Source organism: Actinomadura sp. NBRC 104425 (assembly GCF_030269545.1).
GTDB classification, from domain to species: domain Bacteria; phylum Actinomycetota; class Actinomycetes; order Streptosporangiales; family Streptosporangiaceae; genus Spirillospora; species Spirillospora keratinilytica.
On the sequence record NZ_BSTN01000018.1, the window covers coordinates 86,878 to 108,088 of the forward strand.

26 protein-coding genes are annotated in these 21,211 nt (G+C 72.5%); 9 read left to right on the forward strand and 17 right to left on the reverse strand.

All coding sequences use genetic code 11. The annotated features are described in order from the left end of the window. Nucleotides 1–5 precede the first annotated feature (5 nt). Nucleotides 6–1,010: a glycosyltransferase gene (locus QSK22_RS24015; RefSeq protein ID WP_285496600.1), complete on the reverse strand. Its 1,005-nt coding sequence runs from the start codon at nucleotides 1,008–1,010 to the stop codon at nucleotides 6–8. Nucleotides 1,011–1,257: 247 nt separating this feature from the next. Then, a complete protein-coding gene (locus QSK22_RS24020) occupies nucleotides 1,258–2,742 on the reverse strand; it encodes an LCP family protein (RefSeq protein ID WP_285496601.1) in 1,485 nt (494 codons plus the stop codon). A 112-nt stretch (nucleotides 2,743–2,854) separates the two neighbouring features. On the opposite strand from QSK22_RS24020, the gene QSK22_RS24025 reads away from it, so the two are divergent. From QSK22_RS24025 to QSK22_RS24035, 3 genes are all read left to right on the forward strand, one after another. Further along, nucleotides 2,855–3,811, forward strand: coding sequence for a DUF6177 family protein (locus tag QSK22_RS24025; protein ID WP_285496602.1), 957 nt, complete (start codon nucleotides 2,855–2,857; stop codon nucleotides 3,809–3,811). A gap of 54 nt (nucleotides 3,812–3,865) precedes the next feature. Continuing rightward, a complete protein-coding gene (locus tag QSK22_RS24030; RefSeq protein WP_285496603.1) occupies nucleotides 3,866–4,321 on the forward strand; it encodes a MarR family winged helix-turn-helix transcriptional regulator in 456 nt (151 codons plus the stop codon). 212 nt (nucleotides 4,322–4,533) lie between these two features. Beyond that, entirely contained in the window at nucleotides 4,534–5,310 is a 777-nt protein-coding gene (locus tag QSK22_RS24035; protein WP_285496604.1) for a hypothetical protein, read from the forward strand. A gap of 61 nt (nucleotides 5,311–5,371) precedes the next feature. Here QSK22_RS24035 and QSK22_RS24040 read toward each other — a convergent pair whose 3' ends face one another. Together QSK22_RS24040 and QSK22_RS24045 are read right to left on the reverse strand one after the other, a co-directional pair. Continuing rightward, nucleotides 5,372–5,851 carry a hypothetical protein gene (locus QSK22_RS24040; RefSeq protein WP_285496605.1) on the reverse strand — a complete coding sequence of 160 codons (480 nt, stop codon included), beginning with the start codon at nucleotides 5,849–5,851 and terminating at the stop codon, nucleotides 5,372–5,374. Then, entirely contained in the window at nucleotides 5,848–6,954 is a 1,107-nt protein-coding gene (locus tag QSK22_RS24045; protein ID WP_285496606.1) for a CpaE/TadZ family protein, read from the reverse strand. Before QSK22_RS24045 ends, QSK22_RS24040 begins: the two co-directional genes overlap by 4 nt. 200 nt (nucleotides 6,955–7,154) lie before the next feature. Between QSK22_RS24045 and QSK22_RS24050 the strand changes: the two genes are divergently transcribed. From QSK22_RS24050 to QSK22_RS24065, 4 genes are all read left to right on the forward strand, one after another. Beyond that, nucleotides 7,155–7,595 (forward strand): YbaB/EbfC family nucleoid-associated protein, encoded by a 441-nt coding sequence (locus QSK22_RS24050; protein ID WP_285496607.1) that lies wholly within the window; start codon nucleotides 7,155–7,157, stop codon nucleotides 7,593–7,595. An 83-nt stretch (nucleotides 7,596–7,678) separates the two neighbouring features. After that, nucleotides 7,679–8,275 (forward strand): hypothetical protein, encoded by a 597-nt coding sequence (locus tag QSK22_RS24055; RefSeq protein WP_285496608.1) that lies wholly within the window; start codon nucleotides 7,679–7,681, stop codon nucleotides 8,273–8,275. Next, nucleotides 8,272–8,871 (forward strand): hypothetical protein, encoded by a 600-nt coding sequence (locus tag QSK22_RS24060; protein ID WP_285496609.1) that lies wholly within the window; start codon nucleotides 8,272–8,274, stop codon nucleotides 8,869–8,871. The genes QSK22_RS24055 and QSK22_RS24060 overlap by 4 nt, the downstream gene beginning before the upstream one ends. Next, nucleotides 8,868–9,749, forward strand: coding sequence for a hypothetical protein (locus QSK22_RS24065; protein ID WP_285496610.1), 882 nt, complete (start codon nucleotides 8,868–8,870; stop codon nucleotides 9,747–9,749). The genes QSK22_RS24060 and QSK22_RS24065 overlap by 4 nt, the downstream gene beginning before the upstream one ends. A gap of 126 nt (nucleotides 9,750–9,875) precedes the next feature. Here QSK22_RS24065 and QSK22_RS24070 read toward each other — a convergent pair whose 3' ends face one another. Further along, the gene (locus QSK22_RS24070) at nucleotides 9,876–10,898 is read right to left on the reverse strand and encodes a hypothetical protein (protein ID WP_285496611.1); all 1,023 of its coding nucleotides are present in this window, start codon (nucleotides 10,896–10,898) and stop codon (nucleotides 9,876–9,878) included. 128 nt (nucleotides 10,899–11,026) lie between these two features. Between QSK22_RS24070 and QSK22_RS24075 the strand changes: the two genes are divergently transcribed. Next, on the forward strand, nucleotides 11,027–11,476 hold the full coding sequence (locus tag QSK22_RS24075) for a hypothetical protein (RefSeq protein WP_285496612.1): 450 nt from the start codon (nucleotides 11,027–11,029) through the stop codon (nucleotides 11,474–11,476). A gap of 69 nt (nucleotides 11,477–11,545) precedes the next feature. Here QSK22_RS24075 and QSK22_RS24080 read toward each other — a convergent pair whose 3' ends face one another. The 8 genes from QSK22_RS24080 to QSK22_RS24115 form a co-directional block, all read right to left on the reverse strand. After that, on the reverse strand, nucleotides 11,546–11,857 hold the full coding sequence (locus QSK22_RS24080; RefSeq protein WP_285496613.1) for a DUF1416 domain-containing protein: 312 nt from the start codon (nucleotides 11,855–11,857) through the stop codon (nucleotides 11,546–11,548). A gap of 116 nt (nucleotides 11,858–11,973) precedes the next feature. Next, the gene (locus tag QSK22_RS24085; RefSeq protein ID WP_285496614.1) at nucleotides 11,974–12,813 is read right to left on the reverse strand and encodes a sulfurtransferase; all 840 of its coding nucleotides are present in this window, start codon (nucleotides 12,811–12,813) and stop codon (nucleotides 11,974–11,976) included. Next, on the reverse strand, nucleotides 12,810–13,235 hold the full coding sequence (locus QSK22_RS24090) for a DUF4395 family protein (protein WP_285496615.1): 426 nt from the start codon (nucleotides 13,233–13,235) through the stop codon (nucleotides 12,810–12,812). The genes QSK22_RS24085 and QSK22_RS24090 overlap by 4 nt, the downstream gene beginning before the upstream one ends. Before the next feature lie 88 nt (nucleotides 13,236–13,323). Beyond that, nucleotides 13,324–13,542, reverse strand: coding sequence for a putative leader peptide (locus QSK22_RS24095; protein WP_285496616.1), 219 nt, complete (start codon nucleotides 13,540–13,542; stop codon nucleotides 13,324–13,326). Continuing rightward, entirely contained in the window at nucleotides 13,539–14,255 is a 717-nt protein-coding gene (locus tag QSK22_RS24100) for an anti-sigma factor family protein (RefSeq protein ID WP_285496617.1), read from the reverse strand. Before QSK22_RS24100 ends, QSK22_RS24095 begins: the two co-directional genes overlap by 4 nt. Further along, nucleotides 14,252–14,791: a sigma-70 family RNA polymerase sigma factor gene (locus QSK22_RS24105; protein WP_285496618.1), complete on the reverse strand. Its 540-nt coding sequence runs from the start codon at nucleotides 14,789–14,791 to the stop codon at nucleotides 14,252–14,254. Before QSK22_RS24105 ends, QSK22_RS24100 begins: the two co-directional genes overlap by 4 nt. A gap of 30 nt (nucleotides 14,792–14,821) precedes the next feature. Further along, nucleotides 14,822–15,532 carry an LmeA family phospholipid-binding protein gene (locus QSK22_RS24110; protein WP_285496619.1) on the reverse strand — a complete coding sequence of 237 codons (711 nt, stop codon included), beginning with the start codon at nucleotides 15,530–15,532 and terminating at the stop codon, nucleotides 14,822–14,824. Between the two features lie 171 nt (nucleotides 15,533–15,703). After that, on the reverse strand, nucleotides 15,704–15,964 hold the full coding sequence (locus QSK22_RS24115) for a MoaD/ThiS family protein (protein WP_285496620.1): 261 nt from the start codon (nucleotides 15,962–15,964) through the stop codon (nucleotides 15,704–15,706). A 280-nt stretch (nucleotides 15,965–16,244) separates the two neighbouring features. On the opposite strand from QSK22_RS24115, the gene QSK22_RS24120 reads away from it, so the two are divergent. Continuing rightward, the gene (locus tag QSK22_RS24120) at nucleotides 16,245–16,961 is read left to right on the forward strand and encodes a winged helix-turn-helix transcriptional regulator (RefSeq protein ID WP_285496621.1); all 717 of its coding nucleotides are present in this window, start codon (nucleotides 16,245–16,247) and stop codon (nucleotides 16,959–16,961) included. 236 nt (nucleotides 16,962–17,197) lie between these two features. Here the strand turns inward: QSK22_RS24120 and pstB are convergent, their stop codons facing one another. The 4 genes from pstB to pstS all read right to left on the reverse strand — a co-directional run bounded on the left by pstB (nucleotide 17,198) and on the right by pstS (nucleotide 21,165). Continuing rightward, nucleotides 17,198–17,974 carry a phosphate ABC transporter ATP-binding protein PstB gene (gene pstB / locus QSK22_RS24125; RefSeq protein WP_285496622.1) on the reverse strand — a complete coding sequence of 259 codons (777 nt, stop codon included), beginning with the start codon at nucleotides 17,972–17,974 and terminating at the stop codon, nucleotides 17,198–17,200. A gap of 98 nt (nucleotides 17,975–18,072) precedes the next feature. After that, nucleotides 18,073–18,981 (reverse strand): phosphate ABC transporter permease PstA, encoded by a 909-nt coding sequence (pstA, locus tag QSK22_RS24130; RefSeq protein ID WP_285496646.1) that lies wholly within the window; start codon nucleotides 18,979–18,981, stop codon nucleotides 18,073–18,075. Nucleotides 18,982–18,986: 5 nt separating this feature from the next. Then, on the reverse strand, nucleotides 18,987–19,967 hold the full coding sequence (gene pstC / locus QSK22_RS24135; RefSeq protein ID WP_502872359.1) for a phosphate ABC transporter permease subunit PstC: 981 nt from the start codon (nucleotides 19,965–19,967) through the stop codon (nucleotides 18,987–18,989). A gap of 91 nt (nucleotides 19,968–20,058) precedes the next feature. Continuing rightward, on the reverse strand, nucleotides 20,059–21,165 hold the full coding sequence (gene pstS / locus QSK22_RS24140) for a phosphate ABC transporter substrate-binding protein PstS (RefSeq protein ID WP_285496623.1): 1,107 nt from the start codon (nucleotides 21,163–21,165) through the stop codon (nucleotides 20,059–20,061). Between the last annotated feature and the right edge of the window lie 46 nt (nucleotides 21,166–21,211).

The window sequence follows — 21,211 nt, forward strand, 5'->3', positions numbered from 1 at the left end:
GCCGGTCAGCCCTCGCTTCCGCCGCCCGCGACCGCGTCACGCCGGTCGCGGGCGTGGCGGGGCACGTAGCGGGACGACTTGGACCGCCCGGCCGCGCCGCGCGGGGCCGCGCTCGGGGCCTGCTGCGGGGCGGGCGGCACATCGGGCACGCCGCGGTTGCGGTTGCGGCGGGCGCCGTAGGGGGCGACGAGCATCCGGTAGACGGGGCGGCGGATCAGCGTGGGCGTCAGCCGGTAGCCGCCCCGGATGGCGACGTTGCGCCAGTACTGCAGGCGGCTGATGAAGCCCTCGCGGTACATCTCGCGCTGCAGGCGCAGTTCCGAGCGCAGCAGCTCGCGGCCGCCGCGCCGCTCGTACGCGCCGTCGCCGACGCGGTAGTACACCAGGGGCTCGGGGATGTTCACCACCCGCGCCCCGTTGGCGATCATGCGGATGAACAGCCAGTAGTCCTCCATCAGCGGCAGGTCGCCGTAGCCGCCGACGGCGACGACCGCGCTGCGCCGGTACACGACGGTCGGATGGTTGAACGGGTCGTGCAGGCGCGAGTAGCGGGCGATGTCGCAGGGGTCGCTCGGCGGGATGCGGCGCCCCACCACATCGTCGATATCGGAGCCGAACTCCAGCAGCCCGGCGCCCACCAGGTCGGCCCCGTCGCGCACCAGCGGGACCTGCCGCTGGAAGCGGTGCGGCATGGCCACGTCGTCGGCGTCCATGCGGGCCACGATGTCGAACCGGCTGGCCTGCAGCCCGGCGTCCAGGGCGGGGCCGAGGCCGCGGTTGTGCCGGAGCTGGACGAACGTCACCTCGACCGGGCTGTCGGCGATCAGCCCGCGCAGGCAGAACTCCAGTTCGGGCGAGACGGGGCCGTCCTGGACGAGGACGACCTGGTCGGGCCGGAGCGTCTGGTCGTGCACGGCGCTGCGGAAGGCGTCCCGGACGTACTCCTCCCGGTCACCGCCGTAGACGGTCATCAGGAGGGCGAAGGGTTCGGGGGGGCTGTCGGCCTTCAAGAACTGTCCATTCCCGGGAGCGGGCCGTCGTGCGGTGTTGGCAGGGGGGTCGCACGCGGCCCCGCGGTCGTCACGGGCGGGGAGCCGTCACGTCCAGTCGAGTCATTGCCAAGTGTGAGTGAAAGGTTCGTGAGCGTCGCCAAGATACAGCGCGGCCGGACGGACCATCGACCGGTTGTTCGCGTTCATCGCTGGATTCACCCTCTTGTTACCTTCCCCCGCGCCTGTCCCGCGGGCCGCGTGCCGGTCATGTCTGGGCGCAAACGTCCTGGTCAGCGCGGATCTCTCCGGCCACCTTGGGCACCTGGCCTGCCGTTCCTGCGACGTTTGCCCCGTCCCGTCCGATTACCAGGTAGACCTGGCCGGGTTTGGCCGCCGCGGACAGCCGCGGCTGCCGTCCGGGCAGCACGGCGGCCAGCGCGGCGGCGTGCCGTGCGGCGCCGGTGCCGTAGAGGATCTGCGTGCGGGCGGTGGACTTGGCCTTGGTGCTGCCGATCCCGACGACCTGGAACTTCTTCTCGGCGAGCTGGTCGGCGACGCGCTGGCCCAGCCCGTCGGTGGTCGTCCCGTTGAGCACGACGACCTTCACCTGGTTCGCCGGGACGGCCTGCTGCGCGGCGCCCTGCTTCGCCGCGCCGGCCCGCCCGTTCTTCTGGCCCGCGGCCGCGGCCTTGGGCGCGGGGCTGCTCTGCGGGACCTCGTTGTCCTGGCGGATCGCCTTGAACAGCGGCCGGGCCTGCGCGTTGTTGAACTGCACGCGGTTGGGGTCGGCCGGATACGCCTGCACCGGGACGGTCACGAACCGCACCTTGCCGGCGCTGAGGCCCTGCAGGCTGCCGGCGATCTGCTGCATCACCGACAGCGTCAGCCGGCTGTCGGTCTTGATGGACTTGGTGACGGCCGACAGGAACCCGTACACCTTGCCGGGGTCGGTCAGCATGCCCTGGCTGGTGGCCTTCTTGACGACCGAGGCCATGAACTGCTGCTGGCGCTTGATGCGCGACAGGTCCGAGCCGTCGCCGAGGCCGCCGGTGCGGGTGCGCACGTAGCCGAGGGCCTGCTCGCCGTTGACGGTCTGCCGGCCCGCGCGCAGGTACAGCTCGGCCTTGGGGTCGTTGACGGCCTTGGGCACGCAGATCTCCACGCCGTCCAGCGCGTCCACGACCCGTTTGAAGCCGGTGAAGTCGACCTCGACGTAGTGGTCGATGCGGATGTCGGTGATGGCCTCGATGGTCTTCCAGGTGCAGGCCGGGCCGCCGATCGCGTACGCCGCGTTCAGCATGCTGAGGCCGCCGGGCTGCGTGCCGCCGCTGCGCGTCTTGCAGGAGGGGCGCTGCACCATCAGGTCGCGCGGGAAGCTGAGGCCGATGGCCCGGTCGCCGCCCGGGGAGATGTGCAGCAGGATCGTGGTGTCGGAGCGCTCGCCCTGCTCGGTGCCGTACCGGGCGTTCTCGCCCTGGCGGCTGTCGGAGCCCATCAGCAGGATGTTGATGGAGTTGTTCAGCTTGGCCGGGCGGTTCTCGCCCAGCTTGTCGTCGACGTTCTCGCGGGTGATCTGCCCGTCCAGCCGGCGCCAGAAGCCGTAGGCGGTCAGGCTGCCGACCACCAGCAGCGCCGACAGTGCGATGGACGCCCAGCCGAGCACGCGCCAGCGCCGGTCCCGCCCGGGTTCCGGGGGCGGGGCCGCACCGTTGTCGAAGTACACGCGCGGGGGCGCCACCGATTTATGCATCCGTAGCATTTCAGCACACAATGGACAGCCGTCACGGAGTTCACAGCAAAGTCGCCGACCCGCCCGCTCCGGCCGCTGCGGGGCGCCATGGCATGGCTAGACTCCGCTGAGGATGAGCATCGTGGACGCCCTCACCGACCAGGCGATGGTCGTGCTGCAGGACCGTCCCCTCGTCGCACTGCACGCCTGGCTGGCCGGGCTACTGGACGACTGCGCCGCGTCCGGGCGCACGCTGCACCTCGTCACCCCGATCGGCACGCGGCTGTCGCTGCCGCTGCGCTCGGTCGCGGCCGGGCGGACTGCGCAATGGGTGGTGCGCGACGGCGACGGCTACTACGAGGGCCTGACCGGACGGCCGCTGCGATGGGACGGCGCGGCGTTCGTCCCGGTGCCCGATGCCCGCGACTACGCGCCGGGCTTCAAGACCCGTCCCGCCGCCCCGGTCGGCGCGCAGCTCGCGCTGGTCTACCGCGCGCGGCACGGCCGCCGCGTCGAGACCCTCGGCGGCGCCGCCGGCCGTCTGCTGCGGCTGCTGACCGGCCGCCCGCCGACCGGGTGGGGTCCCGCCGAACCCCTGTCGCACCCCTGGGAGCCCGACCGGTTCACCGAGCACGTCCGCGGCCGCGCCTCGGCCCGGCTGGTCGTCATGGGCGACGGCCCGCGCACCGCCCAGGCGGTGTGCGAGTTCACCGCGGCGGGCAGGGGCGCGACCACCGAGACGACCACCGTCACCGTCGGCTACGCCCCCGGCGACCGGCCGCCGCTGGGGCGGCTGCCGTCCCTGATCGCCGAGCTGGCCGCCGAGCAGCCGGTGGCCTCGCTGCTGGCCCAGGTCGTCCCGGGCCGCGCCGACCTGACCGCCGAGCCGCGCTGGACGGGCGAGCCCGCCGTGGTCTCGCTGGCCGTGGCGGGTGCCGTCGCGGGCCCGCCCGGCATCCCCGGCCGGCAGATCGGCCCGCCGGACGCGCCGGTCACCCTCTTCCCGCTCGGCGACGGCCGCTCCCCCGACGGGTGGCGGCGCCACCGCGAGGTCATGCGGCATCTGACGTCCGCCCGGCGGCCGTCCTGACGCGTCGGCACCAGCGATCGTGGGTGCGACCAACGGCTCGTTAGACTGGCGGGCATGAGCGCCACGGCCGACGACGGCACCCCGGCCCGCCTGAAGGGCGCGGCGAGCTGGCTGATCAACCAGGTCTCGCTGCACTCCCAGCGGCTGGTCGCCGAGGGCATGGCCGCCGCCGGCGCCCGCGGCTACCACTACCGGCTGCTGGCCGCCCTGGAGGAGTTCGGCCCCGCCAGCCAGGCGGCGCTCGGCCGCCGCACCGGCATCGACCGCAGCGACGTCGTCGCCATGCTGAACGAGCTGTCCGACCAGGGGCTGGTGCGCCGCTCGCCCGACCCGGCCGACCGGCGCCGCAACGTCATCACCATCACCCTCGAGGGCGCGCGCCGCCTGCACAGCCTCGACCAGGTGCTCGCCGGGATCCAGGACGAGCTGCTCGCCCCGCTCTCCCCCGACGAACGCGCCGAGCTGGTGCGGCTGCTGTCGGCGCTGCTGGCCCACCACTCCGGCCGCTGACCGGCGCGAACATCGCCTCACGTTTCTTTCCGGACGGGGGAACGGGCGCGGCCGACGTTGCGTCCCATGAACATCGGCCGCCTCGACTGCATCGAAAGAGATGGCCGAAACAGCGACATATAGGGACTAAACGGGCGTCTGTTGACCGCCGCGCCGTCCATGTCTCGCTGGAACCTCACCGTTCGACCTGTACCTGCCGATACGGAGGGACCATGCAGCCGCCTCAATGGCCCGGGCAGCCGGGCTACCCGCCGGGGCCCCAGCAGGGGCCGCCGCTCGGTCCCGGCATCTCCAAGCCGCCTCCGCCGCCCAAGAGCGACGGCGCCGGCGGTGTCATCATCGCGCTGCTCCTCGGCGGCGGTTTCCTGGTGCTCGTGCTGATCGTCGGCGTCGTCGTCGTGCTGGCCAGCGGCGACGACGATGACGACCGGACCTCGCCCCCGGTCACGGTGTCGACGTCGTCCACATACTCGCCGTACAGCACCCCGACCACCAGCGCCGGCGGCATCGACCCGAAGGGCGTGCTCACGCCCACCATCCGCACCGCGCGCGGCAACACGTTCACGCGGGTCGGGACGCGCGTCGACTCGTGCACCGCGCGGGCCAACTCCACCATGCTGGAGCGGCTGCGCCTCTACCCGTGCACCGACCAGATGTACTCGGCGGTGTACGCGAACCCGTCGCGCACCATCGTCACCGTCATCTCGGTGGTGCAAACGGGCAGCTCGACCGACGCCAACGGCCTCAGCCGGGCCGTCTACTCCGAGGGCTGGCCGCGCCTGCTCAAGCCGTCCGACGACAGCGGGATGCCGCAGCTCAGCCAGGAGCCCAGCAGCTGGACCCGCGCCTGGACGCTGGACTCCACGATCGTCTACGCCCAGTCGTACTGGGCGCGCGGCGGCTCCGTCGGCGACCGGACCGGCTCGGTCTACAACACGGCGGGCGAACTGGGCGTCGAGGTGACCAACACCCTGCGCTTCAGCAACTGACGATTCCGCATCAGGGCCGTACCGACCGGTACGGCCCTTCGCCATGTCCGCGGACCGGTGCTCAGCCGGTGGCGGCGGCCCCGCCGGCGCCCGCCGCCCCGGTCACCGCCCCGGTCGCCGCCCCGGTCGCCGCCTCGGCCGCCGTCGCGGTCGCGCGCCAGCTCAGCGGCGGACCGTCGCACTCGCCGTCGGGGTGGACCGCGCCGCCGAGCCAGTGCACCAGCGCGTCGGCGAAGCGGCGGGCCACCCTCGGGCCCTCCGGCACGTCGGCGGCCGCGCGGACGTCCACCCACCACAGCCGGTCCGCGGACGCCAGCCGCCCGGCGAACTCGTCGCCCAGCAGACGCCGGATCTCCCCGGGGACGGCCACCGGCACCGGCGCCTCGATCGAGACGATCAGCCGTCCCGCGGAGTCGTACAGCCGGGTGGCCGCGGGGTCGCCGCCGCGGACCTCCACCGGCACCCCCAGGGCGACCAGCCCGTCGACGACCGCGCGCACGTCCGGCGGACGGCGCACCACGGCGACCAGGTCGCGGCTCACCCGCCCACCTCCGGCGCGCCGATCGCACGGGCGAACACCTCGTAGGCGATGCGTCCGACGGCGGTCCCGGTCGCGCCGGACAGCCTGCCGGCGTCGACCGCGCCGCCGAGCGCCAGCCGCCGGTCGTACGGCACGTGCACCACGGGCAGCCCCCACCGGCCGAGCATCTCCTCGGCGCGGTCCAGGTCGGCGCTCGCCCGCGGCGCGTGCGTCACCGTCGCCACCACGGTGCGCCTCAGCAGCGCCTGCCGACCGTTGTCGCGCAACCACTCCAGCGCACCGCCGGCGCTCAGCGCGCCGTCCACCGTGCCCGGCGTGACCAGGACGAGGCCGTGCGTGCCCGCGAGGAGACTTCGGTGCAGGTCGGTGCGGACGCCCGAGCCGCAGTCGACAACCGCGGCGGCGAAGTGACCGGCGACGGCGCCGAGCGCGGCCTCGAACACGTCGGGGGTGCACCGCTCGGCGATGCGCCCGCTGCGGGCGGCCGACAGCACCCACAGCCGCTCGCCCGCGCGGGCGAGGCAGGGCGCGGCCTCCTCGAACGTCCGGGGCCGGCGTGCCACCAGGTCGGCCGGCGAGCCTTCGGTCCGCACCCCGAGCCGCGGCGGCAGCGAGCCGAGCTCGGCGTCGGCGTCCACGGCCAGCACGCGGTCGGTGCGGTGCCGCGACAGCTCGGTCGCCAGCAGCGCCGCCAGGGTGGTCTTGCCCGCGCCGCCGCGCACGCTGACCACCGTGAGCCGCCGGAGGCCGGGCACCGGACGCCGCAGCATCTCCGCGGTCTCGGCCTGGGTACGGGCATGGCCGCCGGACGCTCCGGAGCCGCCGACGGCCTTGCGCACGCCCCGCCCCATCCGCACGAGCAGCGGGTCGCCGCGGTGCGGTCCGCGCCCCGGCTCGGCGCCGCTGCTCCCGTCACCCGGCGTCGGGCCGCCCGGATGCCCGGACGGCGCTGGCGGGGCGGCCTCCGGCTGCGCCACCGGAGCGGGGCGGGGTGCCGGTTCGCGCTGGGCGCCGTCCGGCTCCGGGGCATCGAGGGCGGCCAGTCCGCGCTGGGACACTCCCATGTCGCGCAGAACGATCTCCTGCCAGCCTGCGTCGGACACCTGCCTCCCCTTCGTCACCGCCAGCCTAATCACCGCCATGGCGCCCCGCGGCGTCCCGACCGGCGCGGACGGTGCGGGCGGTGCGGGCGGCCCGCGCGGCATGGACGTCCGCCATTCGTCCAAGGAATGGCTCCGTATCCGACCATGCAGCGTCATATGCTCCTCTGGCGGACGGAATTCGATCTTGGAGGGGGACGAGGGTGGCGGAGTTCTCGGGCGCGGAGCTGGAACGGATGCTGGCCGAGGCGCGCGAGACCCTGGAGTCGATGCGGCAGGGCGGCACGGCGCCCCGTCCCGCCAAGACCGCCGAGGCCGCGGACGGCGACGCGCTGGAGGGGGTCGGCGAGGCGGCCGACGGCGCGGTCAAGGTGGTCGCCGAGGCCGCGGGCCGCATCAAGAGCGTGGCCCTGGACGACAAGGCGATGCGGCTGTCTGCGCAGAAGCTGGGCGAGCAGCTGGTGACGGCGGTCAACGCCGCGCTGGAGGACCTGCGCGTCAAGGCGGCGACCGCCGCGGCGGCCCGGCGCGAGGCGGAGCCCGGCGAGCGGTCCGAGGACATCCAGAACCAGAGCCTGCGGCAGATGGAGCTGATCACCCAGGCCATCAACGACACCCTCGCCAAGATCGGCGGCAACCGCTGAGCACCGCGCCGCACGAGGTCCGGACGGGGCGGTGACGGACCTCGGCCTGCCGCCTGTCGGCAGCCGCCGTTAGCATCTGGCGCGTGCGAGCCTCCACGTCGACGACACCGCCCGCGCGGTCGCGCCGGCTCGTGCCCGTGTCGGCGGCGGGCGCGGCGGCGGTCCTGGCGCCGGTGCTGTGGCTGACCGGCGGGCTCCGCGAGGCGCCGCAGGAGCCGCTGAAGGCGCCGGGCCGGCCGATCAACCAGGGATGGTTCGACGTCACCGTGCACGACGCGCGCATCGTCAACGTCGAACCGCCGTTCGGCACCACGCCGCAGCGGCGACTCGAAGTGCGCATGCGGGTGGTGAACAAGGGCAAGGAGACGGCCTCGCTGGGGCTCAGCGGGTTCGGCCAGGGGGTCGCGGCGCGCACAGCCAAGGGCAAATGGGTCAAGCCCGAGGACGTGGCGGGCACCGCCGCGGGCTCGGCCACCGACGCCGTCCAACCGGGGCTGCCCGTCGAGGCGGCGGTGCGCTGGCAGCTCGGGCCGCAGGAGACCCCCGCCACGTTCACCGTGGGCCTGCGCAAGTGGAAGTACGGCACCGGGTTCACCGACACCTCGTTCCAGTGGCGGGTGGAGACCGACGACGACGCGGGCCTGGCCGGACGGCTCACCCTGCCGGTGGGGCGGTCATGAACACGGGCAGACTGCTCGTCCAGGGCGGCGCCGCGCTCGTCGGCACCGCACTGCTCGCCGCGGCGATGTGGCTGTACGACCTGACGCCCGAGGTGGAGTCGCGGCAGCTCGACCCGATCCGCGACACCGGCCGCATCGGCCAGATCGTCACCAATCCGCGGTTCAGCGTCCAGGTGCAGCGGGTGGCCGCCGCCCGCTCGCTGGCGTCCGCCACGCCGCGCACCAGACCGCCGGTGCGCACCGAGGGCGTCTTTTTGATCGTCCACGCGCGGGCGACGAGCAAGCGCGAGCCGCTGCGGCTGCAGACGGCGCAGTTGGAGACCCCCGGCGGCTACGTCTTCCGCAAGGACCCGCGGCCGTCGGTGTCGCTCGGGCCCGATCCGACGTTCCAGCCGCTGATCTGGGACGAGACCGCGTTCGTGTTCGAGCTGCCGCCGCGGCGGCTGGCGGGCGCGCGGCTGGTGGTCGGCGAGGGCGGGCTGCTGCCCCAGCTGTCGGCCGCCGCCGAGATCGACCTGGGGCTGACCCGGTCCCGCGCCGCCGACCTCATCCGCCGCGCCGCGGAGAACTACGACCTGCGGGCTGCGACGTCATGACCCACCGGGCACCTTTCCACGATCCCGGCGACCGGTTCCGGCAGGACGCGGGCGGGCGCGATGCTCCGCCGCCCGCCCGTCCCGATCCGGGCTCCGAGCGGCCCGGCAGCACCCGGCCGCAGGGGCGCGGGCTGCCCGCCGTGGGCCGCTACAGCAGGACGGCGCGCAACGAGCGGGCGCAGTCGGCGGCCCGGCCGCCCTCGCGCGAGACGGGGCTCCCGGACGGGACCGGCGCGCATCCCGTCCGGGAGCCGGAGCGCCGGGAACACGACGAGCACCGGGCGTCCGGCGACCCGGCACCCGAGCGGGACGGCCCCGCGGACGACGCCGCGGACGACGCCGCGGACGCGGCGGCACCGCGGCGGCGGATGCGCCCCGGGGATCGGCGGTTCCTCGAGGCGATGGCCCTGGTGACACTGCTGCCGGCCCTGGTCGGGCTGCACTGGCTGGACGACACCCGCAACATCCAGCAGCGACTGGAGCGGCCCGAGAAACCGACCACGGTGGCCAAGGGCAAGGTCGGCGTGCTCGCCGACACCCGCTGGCTGTTCGTCCGGCGGACGGTCGCCCGGGCGCCGCTCAACCCGGACCCGGACGTGGCGGAGGTGCGGATGGTCGTGGCGATCAAACCGCTCACCCAGGCGGGCGCCAAGACCGTCGGCTCGTTCGGGATGTCCTACCGGCTGCGCGACGGCGAAGGGCACATCTGGTCGGCCACCGCGGTGCCGTCGTCCACGCCGCGCGCGGGCGCCATCGCGCTGCTCACCGTCAAGGGGGTGCTGCCCCGCTCCAAGGCGCAGACGGTGACGCTTGAGGTGCGGCCGCCGACGACATACCGGCCGAAGGAACCGCTGCCTTCGCTGCGGTTCGCATCGTGACCCTTGCCACGACCAGGTTGAACGCCGCCGCCAGCAGGCAGATCCGCAGAATCTGGAAGACCAGGGCGGTACCGAAGCCGATCAGCGTGAGGCGGGGCACCCACCAGGCCGCCGAGTGCGGGCCGATCAGTTCGTAGATCTGCCGCCGGGCCAGCCGCTCGGCGACGTCCAAACCCATGAACAGCGCGCAGAACAGGCCGAACGGCACCACGCCCGACCGGCGCACCAGCCGCAGCCCGTACCAGGCGGGCAGCCACATCTCCCGGATGCCGCGGGTGGAATCTCCCGCGGGCTGCCGGTCCGGTCCAGGTCGCCGGCGCGGGCCAGCCGCCGGGCCGCGGCGCTGCGGCCGAGCACGACCCGCTCGTCCCCGGTGTCCAGGCCCAGCACCACCCCGGCGAGCACCAGCCAGATCAGCGAGCCGAGCACGGCATGCTTGAACGATGGCCACAGGTCCAGACCGCCGCCGGCGGCCTGCTCGACCCAGCCCCACGCCCGCCGGTCGGTCATCCACTCGCCCGCCTCGCGGCGCAGATGGTCCACGGTGAAAATGCCGAAAAGCGCGAAGTTGATCTCCAGGAAGGCCAGCAGAACGGCGCCGGGGGCGCCCAGCCGCTCCCGGGCCAGCCATTCGAAACCCACCTTCAGCACGAAGAACCCGGCGGTGAGGGCCACCGCCAGCGTCACGTGCCGTTCGAGGGTGATGAGCATGCCGAGGCCCTCGATCTGGCCGGTGATGCCGCCCTCGGCGAAGCCGCGGCTCTGCGCCATGTCGGCGAACTCGCGGGCGTCCCGGCTGTGCAGGCCCCAGCCCAGGTAGAACACCATGAACGGCAGGACGGCGCGGCCCAGCGCCTCCAGCGCCGTCTCGCGGTTGCCCACGGCCCAGGGGGTGAGGTCGCCGCCCGGTTCGCGGGCATGCACCGCGTCCAGGCCCTCCCGGACGCAGTGGATCATCGCCACCGTGACCGTCAGGGAGATCATGACCAGCAGGCTGACGGTCACCAGCGGCGCCACGGTGGCCGCGGTGCCCTTCAGCTGGCCCAGCCGGTAGCCGCCGTACATCGCCCCGTACCGCAGCAGTTCGCCCACGGTGCACCACAGCGCCAGCGGCAGGGCGAAGCGCCCGGCGAGCCTGATCGTCGCCAACGGCAGAACGAGCGGTGAACGCGCCGATAGTCCAGGCATTCCGTGAATGCTACACAAATAGCAGGTGATACGGGTTTTCGCCGTCGGTAATCTGCCTGGGCATGAACGCTCCCCCGAAGAGTCCAGCGGTGACCGTTTTCGCGGTTCTGGCGTTCCTCGCCCTCGCGCTGTGCGTGGTCTTCACCTTCGCCACCCTTTCCAGCGGCACCAGCCAGATCAACGCCTCAGCGAACTGCGGGACGGGCCGCGACGCCGACATGGGCTGCTACGCCCAGGCGGAAATCATCCAGCGGGGCCAGGTCGCCGACCGCGAGGCCAATGTCAAGATAGGGATGACCTTCACCCTCACCTGCGGGTTCGCCGCGCTCACCCTGGCGGCGTGCGCCGTGGCGTTCGGCGCGAACCGGGGCCCGTCCGACAAGGGGGTTTCCGTGGCGTTCCCCGGCTCTTCCGGCGCTCCCGGCGGGGCCGCGTTCCCGCAGCCCCAGCCCGGCGCGCCCCAGCCCGGCGCGCCCCAGCCCGGCGCGCAGCAGCCCTACTCCCCTCCGCAGCAGCCTCCCGGCGGCAACCGCACGTGAGACGCGACGGACCCCGGCGCCCGCACGACGGGTGCCGGGGTCCGCTGGTCGTTTGCCGATCGCCTCAGGTCAGATGGCGACCTCGACGGCGGCGACCTCGCCGGTCTTGGCGGTGACGGTGGTGTCGACGCTCACCCCGCCCGCGGCCAGCACGCGGACGGTCCAGTCGCCGTCGGCGGCGAAGAAGCGGAACACTCCCTCGTCACCGGTGACGACCTCGGCGGTGAACTCGCCCGTCGAGTCCAGCAGCCGGGCGTAGGCGCTGCTCACGGGGGCGCCGTCACGGGTCACCTTGCCCTGGATGACAGCCTCGTTGGACAGGTCGACGGTAGCGGGCAGATGCGCCGTCTGCGCGGGCGCTGCGCAGCCCTGGGTGGTCATTTGTTCCTCCACATCTCCGGGACACGGCGGGCACGGCCGCCGGGCGGCTTTGGCGGGTCTCGGCCGTCGGGCGCGGCCTTGCTGTCTCGGTCGGGCGCGTACTGCCCGGCCGGGTGTTACTTGGCCTCGCCGAGCTCGATCGGCACGCCGACCAGCGAGCCGTACTCGGTCCAGGAGCCGTCGTAGTTCTTCACGTCCGACAGGCCCAGCAGCTCGTGCAGGGCGAACCAGGTGTGCGACGAGCGCTCACCGATGCGGCAGTAGGCGATGGTGGGCTTGGACAGGTCCACCCCGGCCTCGGTGTAGAGCCGGCGCAGCTCCTCGTCGGACTTGAAGGTGCCGTCGTCGTTGGCCGCCTTCGACCACGGGATGTTGCGCGCGGTCGGCACGTGCCCGGCCCGCTGCGCCTGCTCCTGCGGCAGGTGAGCGGGGGCCAGCAGCTTGCCGCTGAACTCGTCGGGCGAGCGGACGTCGATCAGGTTCTTGCTGCCGATGGCGTCGACGACCTCGTCGCGGAAGGCGCGGATGGCCAGGTCCTGGTCCTTGGCCTTGTACTCGGTGGCCGGACGCGACGGGACCTCGGTGACCAGCTCGCGGGAGTCCAGCTCCCACTTCTTGCGGCCGCCGTCCAGCAGCTTGACCTTCTCGTGGCCGTACAGCTTGAAGTACCAGTAGGCGTAGGCGGCGAACCAGTTGTTGTTGCCGCCGTAGAGGATCACCAGGTCGTCGTTGGCGATCCCCTTGGCCGACAGCAGCTGCTCGAAGCCGGTCTTGTCCACGAAGTCGCGGCGGACCGGGTCCTGCAGCTCGGTCTTCCAGTCGATCTTGATGGCGCCGCGGATGTGGCCCTTGTCGTAGGCGGACACGTCCTCGTCGACCTCGACCAGAACCAGGCCGGGGTCGTCGAGGTGGGCCTCGACCCAGTCGGCGTCCACGAGGACGTCGGAGCGGCTCATGCGGGAACCTCCCTGTCGGAGCGGATCTTTGGAGTGGAACGGCGGGTCAGCAAGTACATCTCGCGGAGGCAGAACCCGAACGCCGCGTTCGGCAACCCCTTACCCGGCGCGATGGCGATGGCACCGTTGCCGAGCCATCCTGGCCCCTTGGCGTGCGGGCGCGCGTACCGGCAGGCGTACCCGGCCTGTGCGGACCCGTGCGGACCGGCGGCCTGCGGTTCCCGCGGCGCGTCCGGCCGAGGCCGTGCCTGCATCTTTGCAAGCGGCCTGCCCGAGGCGTGGCGCGCCCCCTGGACTGCTGCGATCGCGAACCCTGCCGGCCGGCCGGCGAGCGGCCACCGGCTTTGGGTCGCCGGCATCGTACCGGGGACCACCGTCGTGACGGCCGCGGCCCAACGCTGCCCGCGCGGGTCAACCTGCATCCGGGGTGCTCCTGGCGGAGAGGAGGCGTGCGTACGGCGGGTTCGACGAGATCGAATGGGGCTCGGGGCGGAAAACGGGCTCGATGCCTCAGGCCATACGACAGAGCGCGGTGGTCACGCGGCAGAAGTCGACCGCGCGACGCTTGGTGAGCAGCTGCTCCGTCCGATAACGCACGAGCCGATGGTAAGCCGACGATCGGCGCTCTGTCACATCTGTCTCGGCTTGCGAGACAGTGACAATCATCTCGGCGCAGGTCAGCGCCGTCCCGGCAGGCGAGCGCGACCACGGACACCGGTCGCCGCTCATCCGCGGACGGTCAGCAGCGGCCGCCCCTGCACCGTCATGATCTCGAACGAGAAGATCTGGTCGCGCTGGAACATCGTGGACCCGTCGTACCGGCCGTAGCCCTTGCTGTAAGGGACGTACCAGCTACCCAAGGGGTCGCGTTGCCCGTCCCGGGCCACCGCGTACCACTTGCAGTGCTCCCCGCGCGGAGCCCCGGACAGGTACAGCTCGACCTTGGTGCCCCACTGCTTCTTGTAGAGCATCACGTAGGCGTCGATGCGTGTACGCGGGTCGGAGGCGTCCAGCCGTTCCGCAGGGGCCACCTGCGGCTGGGGGTCGGCCGTAACGGTCCGGGTGGCCGCGGGGCGCCCGCCGTCCCCGAACGGCCGCACCAGCCCGCCGAACAGCACCCCCATCAGGAACAGCACGCACGCCGCCGCCAGCGGCGCCCACCGCAGCCGCCCCACACCGCCCCCGAACCGGCGGGAGCGCTTCTGCTCGGCGGCGCGGGCCAGCAGCGAGTCGAGCAGTTCGGGCGGCGGCTCCGCGACCTGCCGGATCTGCGCCTCGTCGACCCGGCCGAGCAGCGCGGGCAGCCCGGCCAGCCCGGCCAGCTCGTCACGGCAGGCCGGGCAGGCGTCCAGGTGCTGCTCCAGCCGACTGCGTTCGGCGGCGTCGATCGCGCCGACGACGTACACGCCGAGCGCCGTGCGCACCTGCGCGCACTCGTTCATGGCGCCAACCCCCGCTCCTCCAATGCGAGTTTGAGCGCCCGCAACGCGTAGTAGGTACGGGATTTGACGGTGCCGGGCGGGACGCCGAGCGCCTTGGCCGCCTCGGCGACCGACCGGCCCCGGTAGTAGGTCTCCACGAGCACGGCCCGGTGCGACGGGCTGAGGTCGGCCAGGGCCTCGGCCACCGTCCACGACTCCAGCGCCCGGTCGATGTCGTCCGACCCGGCGGTGGCGGTGACCTGCTCGTCGATGCCGGTCTCGGGCGGACGCGCGCGCCGGGCGCGGTGGGCGTCCACCACCAGGTTGCGCGCGACCGTGAACAGCCAGGGCCGCACGGGACGTCCCACCAGCGCCTCCGGATTTCGCCAGGCGCGCAGCAGCGTCTCCTGGACGACGTCCTCGGCCTGCGGGCGGTCCCCGCCGGTCAGCCGCAGCACGTAACCGAGGAGGGGGCCGCCGTGCTCGCTGTACAGGGCGCGCAGCAGCCCCTCATCCGCTGTGGGACCCACACCCTCATCACGTCCGGGCTTCCCCATCGGTTCAACCGGGCCGCAGATCGTCCGCCGTCACGTCTTCGGCAGGTCGTTGAGGTGGACGTTCTCGGCGGTCGCGGCCACGCGCAGACCGTCCGGCGTCGGCTCGACCCGGCTGATCCGGGAGCCGACGGGCAGGTCGGTGACGGGCACCGTCCAGGTGAGCCGCTGCCGCATCAGCGTCAGCGGGATCTGCAGGCCGCCGGAGGCGCCGACCGACACCGGCGTGATGGCGATCCCCCGGGACGTGGCCTTGACCTCGACCACGGCGCTGCCCGACAGCGGGATGCCCGCGATCGATCCGGCCAGCTCCACCTCCAGGTCGTCGCCGCGCTGCGCGATGCTCCGCACCTCCTGGGGCGCCTGCTTTTTGATCACGTCGTAGGGCACCACGGCCGAGGCCGTCGCGGTCCGGGCGGTGACGTCGGCGCCCGCCCCCTTGGCGATCTCCGACAGCGGCGCGTCCACCCCGCGCATCTCGACCTTGACGTCGTGCACGGTGACCCCCTGCTCGGTCCAGCGGCCGAGGTCGACGTCGATGCCCTCGTACTCGCCCTGGACGGCCTGCAGCAGGAAGGAGAAGCCGTGGAAGGTGACCTCGGGCTGGGTCGACAGGTCGTACTGCGCCGCCACCTGCCTGCCGATCTCGTTCTCGGCCCGGTTGCGGGCGATCGGGTCGGCGATGAGGCCGAGCACGCCCACCACCACGGCCAGGAAGACCAACACCACCAGTAGCTTGCGCATGCCTCTCCTCGGGCCCTCGCAGGTTCGGATCTGCCGCCGGCGACGGTCGCCTCACGATAGTGCCGTGCGCGCGGGGTCCGCCGAGTCGCCTTGCGGGATGACATCGGGGAAATGTCCGTACGAATTCGGCACTATGCGCGGGTCCGGCGGCATGCGCCCCGGCGGCGGGCGTCAGCCGCCCGCGAAGGGCGGGAGCACCTCGACGACCCCGCCCTCGGGCAGCGCCACCGCGTCGTGGGGGCGGGTGCCGACGGGGTCGCCGTCGATGAGGAACGAACTGCGTGCGAGCACGCGCCGGAAGTCCTCGCCGCGCCCGTCCCGTCCGGCCGCCGCGGCGAGCGCCTCGGCCAGGGTCTGCGCGTCGTAGGGCTCCTGCTCCGCCCCGGCCGCCGCCTTCGCCGCCGCCCAGTACCTGATCGTTCCCTTGGCCATCGTCACCAGCCGCTGAGAGTCCGCAGAGGAAAGGGAAAGCGTTCCCTCCACGATGTTCCCACCGGCGGCCGGATGCGGTCCGGCGGGGTGGGCGCAGATCCGCCCCGTTGCCCGGCAGGTCGCCTGGGATATGCTCGGGTGTTAGGGATCCAGGGCGATGGGGCCGGGGGAGTTCGCGAGAACACCCTCCATGGTCACCCCGCCTTCGGACCGGCGACCGGGCCGGACGAAGGACGCGAGCCTGGATCCTTCATCGTTTTTATGGGCGAGGAGGCGGCACTTGAGCAACCTGCTCCTGCTGACCAACGCGTTGGAACCCTCCGACGAGGTCCTGCCCGCACTGGGGCTGCTGTTGCACTCGGTGCGCGTCGCCCCCGCGGAGGGGGCCGCGCTGATCGACGCTCCCCCGGCCGATGTGGTGATCGTTGACGCCCGCCGCGACCTCGTGCAGGCCAAGAGCCTGTGCCGGCTGCTGCGGACGACCGGGCTGGACTGCCCCCTGCTGGCGATCGTCACCGAGGGCGGCCTGGCCGCGCTGAGCCCCGAGTGGGGGCTGGACGACGTGCTGCTGCAGACGGCGGGCCCCGCCGAGGTGGAGGCGCGGCTGCGGCTGGCGGTGGGCCGGGCGGCGGCCGCGGCCGAGGCCGACGACGTCCCCGGGGAGATCCGCAGCGGGGAGCTGACCATCGACGAGGCCACCTACACCGCGCGGCTGCGCGGCCGGGTCCTGGACCTGACCTTCAAGGAGTTCGAGCTGCTCAAGTACCTCGCCCAGCACCCCGGGCGGGTCTTCACGCGCGCTCAGCTCCTGCAGGAGGTATGGGGGTACGACTACTTCGGCGGCACGCGGACGGTGGACGTGCACGTGCGGCGGCTGCGCGCCAAGCTCGGCACCGAGTACGAGTCGCTGATCGGAACGGTGCGCAACGTCGGGTACCGGTTCGTCCCCGACCACCGTCCGGGCGAGCAGGAGGAAAGCGCCCCGGTCCCCTCCTGAGCGCCTTGCGCCGCTCTCTTCGGGAACGCGCCAAAACCCCGCACGTGGTGGGCCGCCTGGCCAGGCGGCGGAGTCATCCCACGAGTCGTCCTACGAGTCGCCCCACCACGTGTTGCGCTCCAGCACGCCGCCGCCCGGGGCCCGCCCACCCCACGGCGCCGACGCCCGCCCCGCGCGCGTCGGCCCGCGCCGCACAGGCATCGGGCCCGCGCCGCGCCTAGCCCCGCCGCGCGGTCTCAGCCGAAGCGGCCGGTGATGTACTCCTCGGTGGCCTTCTGCTCGGGCTTGGTGAAGATCTTGCTGGTGTCGCCGATCTCGACGAGCTTGCCGGGCTTGCCGATGCCGGCGATGTTGAAGAACGCGGTGCGGTCGCTGACCCGGGCGGCCTGCTGCATGTTGTGCGTCACAATGACGATCGTGTACTGGCTCTTCAGCTTGGCGATCAGGTCTTCGACGGCCAGGGTGGAGATCGGGTCCAGCGCCGAGCACGGCTCGTCCATGAGCAGCACCTGCGGCTGCACGGCGATGGCGCGGGCGATGCACAGCCGCTGCTGCTGACCGCCGGACAGGCCCGCACCGGGCTTGTTCAGCCGGTCCTTGACCTCGTTCCACAGGTTGGCGCCCTTGAGCGACTCCTCGACGATGTCGTCGAGCCGGCTCTTGCGGCGCACCCCGTTCAGCTTCAGCCCGGCGGCCACGTTGTCGTAGATCGACATGGTGGGGAACGGGTTGGGGCGCTGGAACACCATGCCGACCACGCGCCGCACCGCCACCGGGTCCACGCCGGGGCCGTACAGGTCCTCGTCGTCCAGCATCACCTTGCCCTCGACGCGGGCGCCGGGGATGACCTCGTGCATCCGGTTGAGGGTGCGCAGGAACGTGGACTTGCCGCAGCCCGAGGGCCCGATGAAGGCCGTCACCGAGCGCGGCTCGATGGTCATCGAGATGTCCGCGATGGCGTGGACGCCGCCGTAGTAGGCGTGCAGTCCGGACACTTCGATCCGCTTGGCCATGGGGGATTCGCTCCTATCGGGTCCTACTGTGCGGGTGCGGGTCTCACGGTGCGGGGCGCACAGTGCGGTCGCCTCGCGGTCGGCTCGTCGCGGGACGGTCAGCGGCTCACCGGCCGGAAGAACCGCGCCACCAGCCGCGCGCCCAGGTTGAACAGCATGATCAGCAGAATCAGCACCAGGGCCCCGGTCCACGCCCGGTCGATGGACGCCTGGTTGGGGTCGCCGGCCTGCTCCCAGATGAAGGTGGGCAGCGCGGCCTGCGGCCCCTCGAACGGGTTGGCGTTGATCGCCTTGGTGAAGAAGATCGTCAGCAGCAGCGGGGCGGTCTCCCCCATCACCCGGGCGACGGCCAGCATGACGCCGGTGATGATCCCGGTCAGCGCGGTGGGCAGCACCACGAAGCAGACCGTGCGCCAGCGCGGCACGCCGAGGGCGTAGGACGCCTCGCGCAGGTCGTTCGGCACCAGCTTGAGCATCTCCTCGGTGGCCCGCACCACCGTGGGGATCATCAGGATGGTCAGCGCCAGCGACCCGGCGAACCCCGAGTAGGTGAACCCGAACGTCAGCAGCCACAGCGCCAGCACGAACAGGCCGGCCACGATGGACGGGATGCCGGTCATGACGTCCACGAAGAAGCTGACCGCGCGGGCCAGCCGGCCGTTGCCGCCGTACTCGACCAGGTAGACGGCGGTCAGCACGGCGATCGGCACCGCGATCACGCTGGTGATGGCGACCTGCTCCAGGGTGCCGAGGATGGCGTGGTAGGCGCCGCCGCCCTCGTCGCGGCCGCCGACGCCGTTCATGGAGAACTGCAGGAAGGTGGCGTCCAGGCGGCCGAGGCCGTTGGTGAGAACGGTCCACAGCACCGACACCAGCGGCACGACGGCCAGCGCGAAGGCGATGTAGACCAGGATCTGGACGAGGCGGTCCTTGAGCTTGCGCGCGGCGGAGACCGAACCGAGGGAGCCGCGGGCCGCGGGCGGCAGGTCGTCGGTGGGCTTGGTCAGGGTGGTCACACGAACTCCTTGCGCCGGGCGACGACGGCCCGCGCCGCCATGTTGACGATCAGCGTGATCACGAAGAGCACCAGACCGGAGGCGATCAGCGCGCCCCGGCCGGTCTCGGTGGCCTCGGCGAAGCTGTTGGCGATGTTGGCGGCGAAGGTGGTGCCGCCGTCCTCCAGGATGTGCCAGTTGATGCCGGGCACGAACGTCAGCACCATGGCCACGGCGATCGTCTCGCCCATGGCGCGGCCGAGGCCCAGCATGGAGGCGCCGATCATGCCGGACCGGCCGTACGGCAGCACCGCCAGCCGGATCATCTCCCAGCGGGTGGCGCCGAGCGCCAGCGCCGCCTCCACATGCGCCCGCGGCACCTGCAGGAACACCTCGCGGGAGATGGACGAGATGATCGGCAGGATCATGATCGCCAGCACCACGGACGCGGTGAAGATCGAGTTCTTGCCCGGGTTGTCGCCGCCGAACAGCGGGATCCAGCCGAGCGCGGAGTTGAGGAACGAGCTGACGCCCTCCATGTGCGGGGCCAGCACCAGCAGCCCCCACAGCCCGTACACGATGCTGGGCACGGCGGCCAGCAGGTCCACCAGGTAGCCCAGGGGGCCCGCCACGGACCGCGGCGCGTAGTAGGAGATGAACAGCGCGATGCCGATCGCCACCGGCGTCGCCATGAGCAGCGCCAGCAGCGAGGAGACCACCGTGCCGAACGCCAGCTGGGCGATGCCGAACCGGGCCGGGGTCCCGTTGGGGTCCCACTGCTCGCTGGTGAGGAAATTGGCCTCGTTCTTCTGCAGCGCGGGGATCGCCCTCCAGATCAGGAAGACGGCGATGGCCGCCATGATGGCCAGCACGAGGATCCCCGAACCCCGTGCGGCCGAGACAAAGATCTTGTCACCGGCGCGTCCGGTGCTCATGGCCGCGCCGCGCACCGGGCTCTGGACCGCGGCGGCGCTCTTCACGCCCGTGTCGGTGGTCACGGGGGTCCTCCTTCACTGACGGGGCGGAACCCAGGCGTGCCCCGCCGCCGAGGTGCTCGGCGGCGGGGCTGCGGTCACCGGAGTTCCTGTCTCAGGACAGGGCCTTCACGCTCGCCTGCACCTTGCTCAGCACTTCCTGCGGGACCGGCGCGTAGCCCACGCTGGTCAGCACCTTCTGGCCGTCGGCGCTGGAGGTGTAGCTGAGGAAGGACTTGACGAACTTCGCCTGCTCGGCCGGCAGGCCCTTCTCACAGGCGATCTCGTAGGTCACCAGGACGATCGGGTAGGCGCCCGCCGTCTTGGTGGCGTAGTCGAGCTCCAGGGCGACGTCGTTGCCGGTGCCGACCTGCTTGGCGCCGGCCAGGGCCTTGGACGCGCTGTCGGCCGACAGCTCGACGTACTCGCCCGCACCGTTCTTGATCTTGGCGGTCTGCAGCTTCAGGTTGTCCGCGTAGGACATTTCGACGTAGGAGATCGTCCCGGCGGTGCTCTTGACCTGGCCGCTCACGCCGTCGGACTTGGCCGCGCCCTGCCCGGCGCCGATGGACGGCCACTTCTTGGCGGGCTCGGCGGTCCACACGTCCGGCGCGGTCGCCTTGAGGTACTTGGTGAAGTTCTCCGTGGTGCCGGACTCGTCCGACCGGTACACCGGCTTGATGTCGGTGTCGGGCAGCTTGGCGCCGGAGTTCTCCTTGGCGATCGCCTGGTCGTTCCACTTCTTGATCTTGCCGGTGAAGATGCCGGCGACCGTCTCCGGCGACAGCTGCAGGCCGTCAACACCTTCAAGGTTGTAGACCACCGCGATGGGGCCGACCACCATCGGCAGGTTGACGGCGTTGCTGCCCTGGCAGCGCTGCTTGGCGGCGGTGACCTCTTCGGGCTTGAGCGCCGAGTCGGACCCGGCGAAGGCGACCTGCCCGTCGGTGAAGGCCTTGATGCCCGCGCCCGAACCGTTGGGGTTGTAGTTGAGCTGGGTGCCCGAGCACTTGGCCGTGTACTGCTTGACCCACTCGTCCATGGCGTTCTTCTGCGCGCTGGACCCGGCCGCGTTGACCATGCCGGTGGCGCAGTCGATGTTTCCGGTGGGTGCGTTGCTGGCAGTGGCGGTAGTGTTGTCGTCACTGCCGCAGGCGCTCAGGGCGAGAGCCCCGGCGACCACCACACCGCCCAAGGCGGCCAACCGAGAACCGTTCTTCACCGGTCAATCTCCTCTTAGTCGTCGGGCGGCGCCCCGTCCTGGTCAC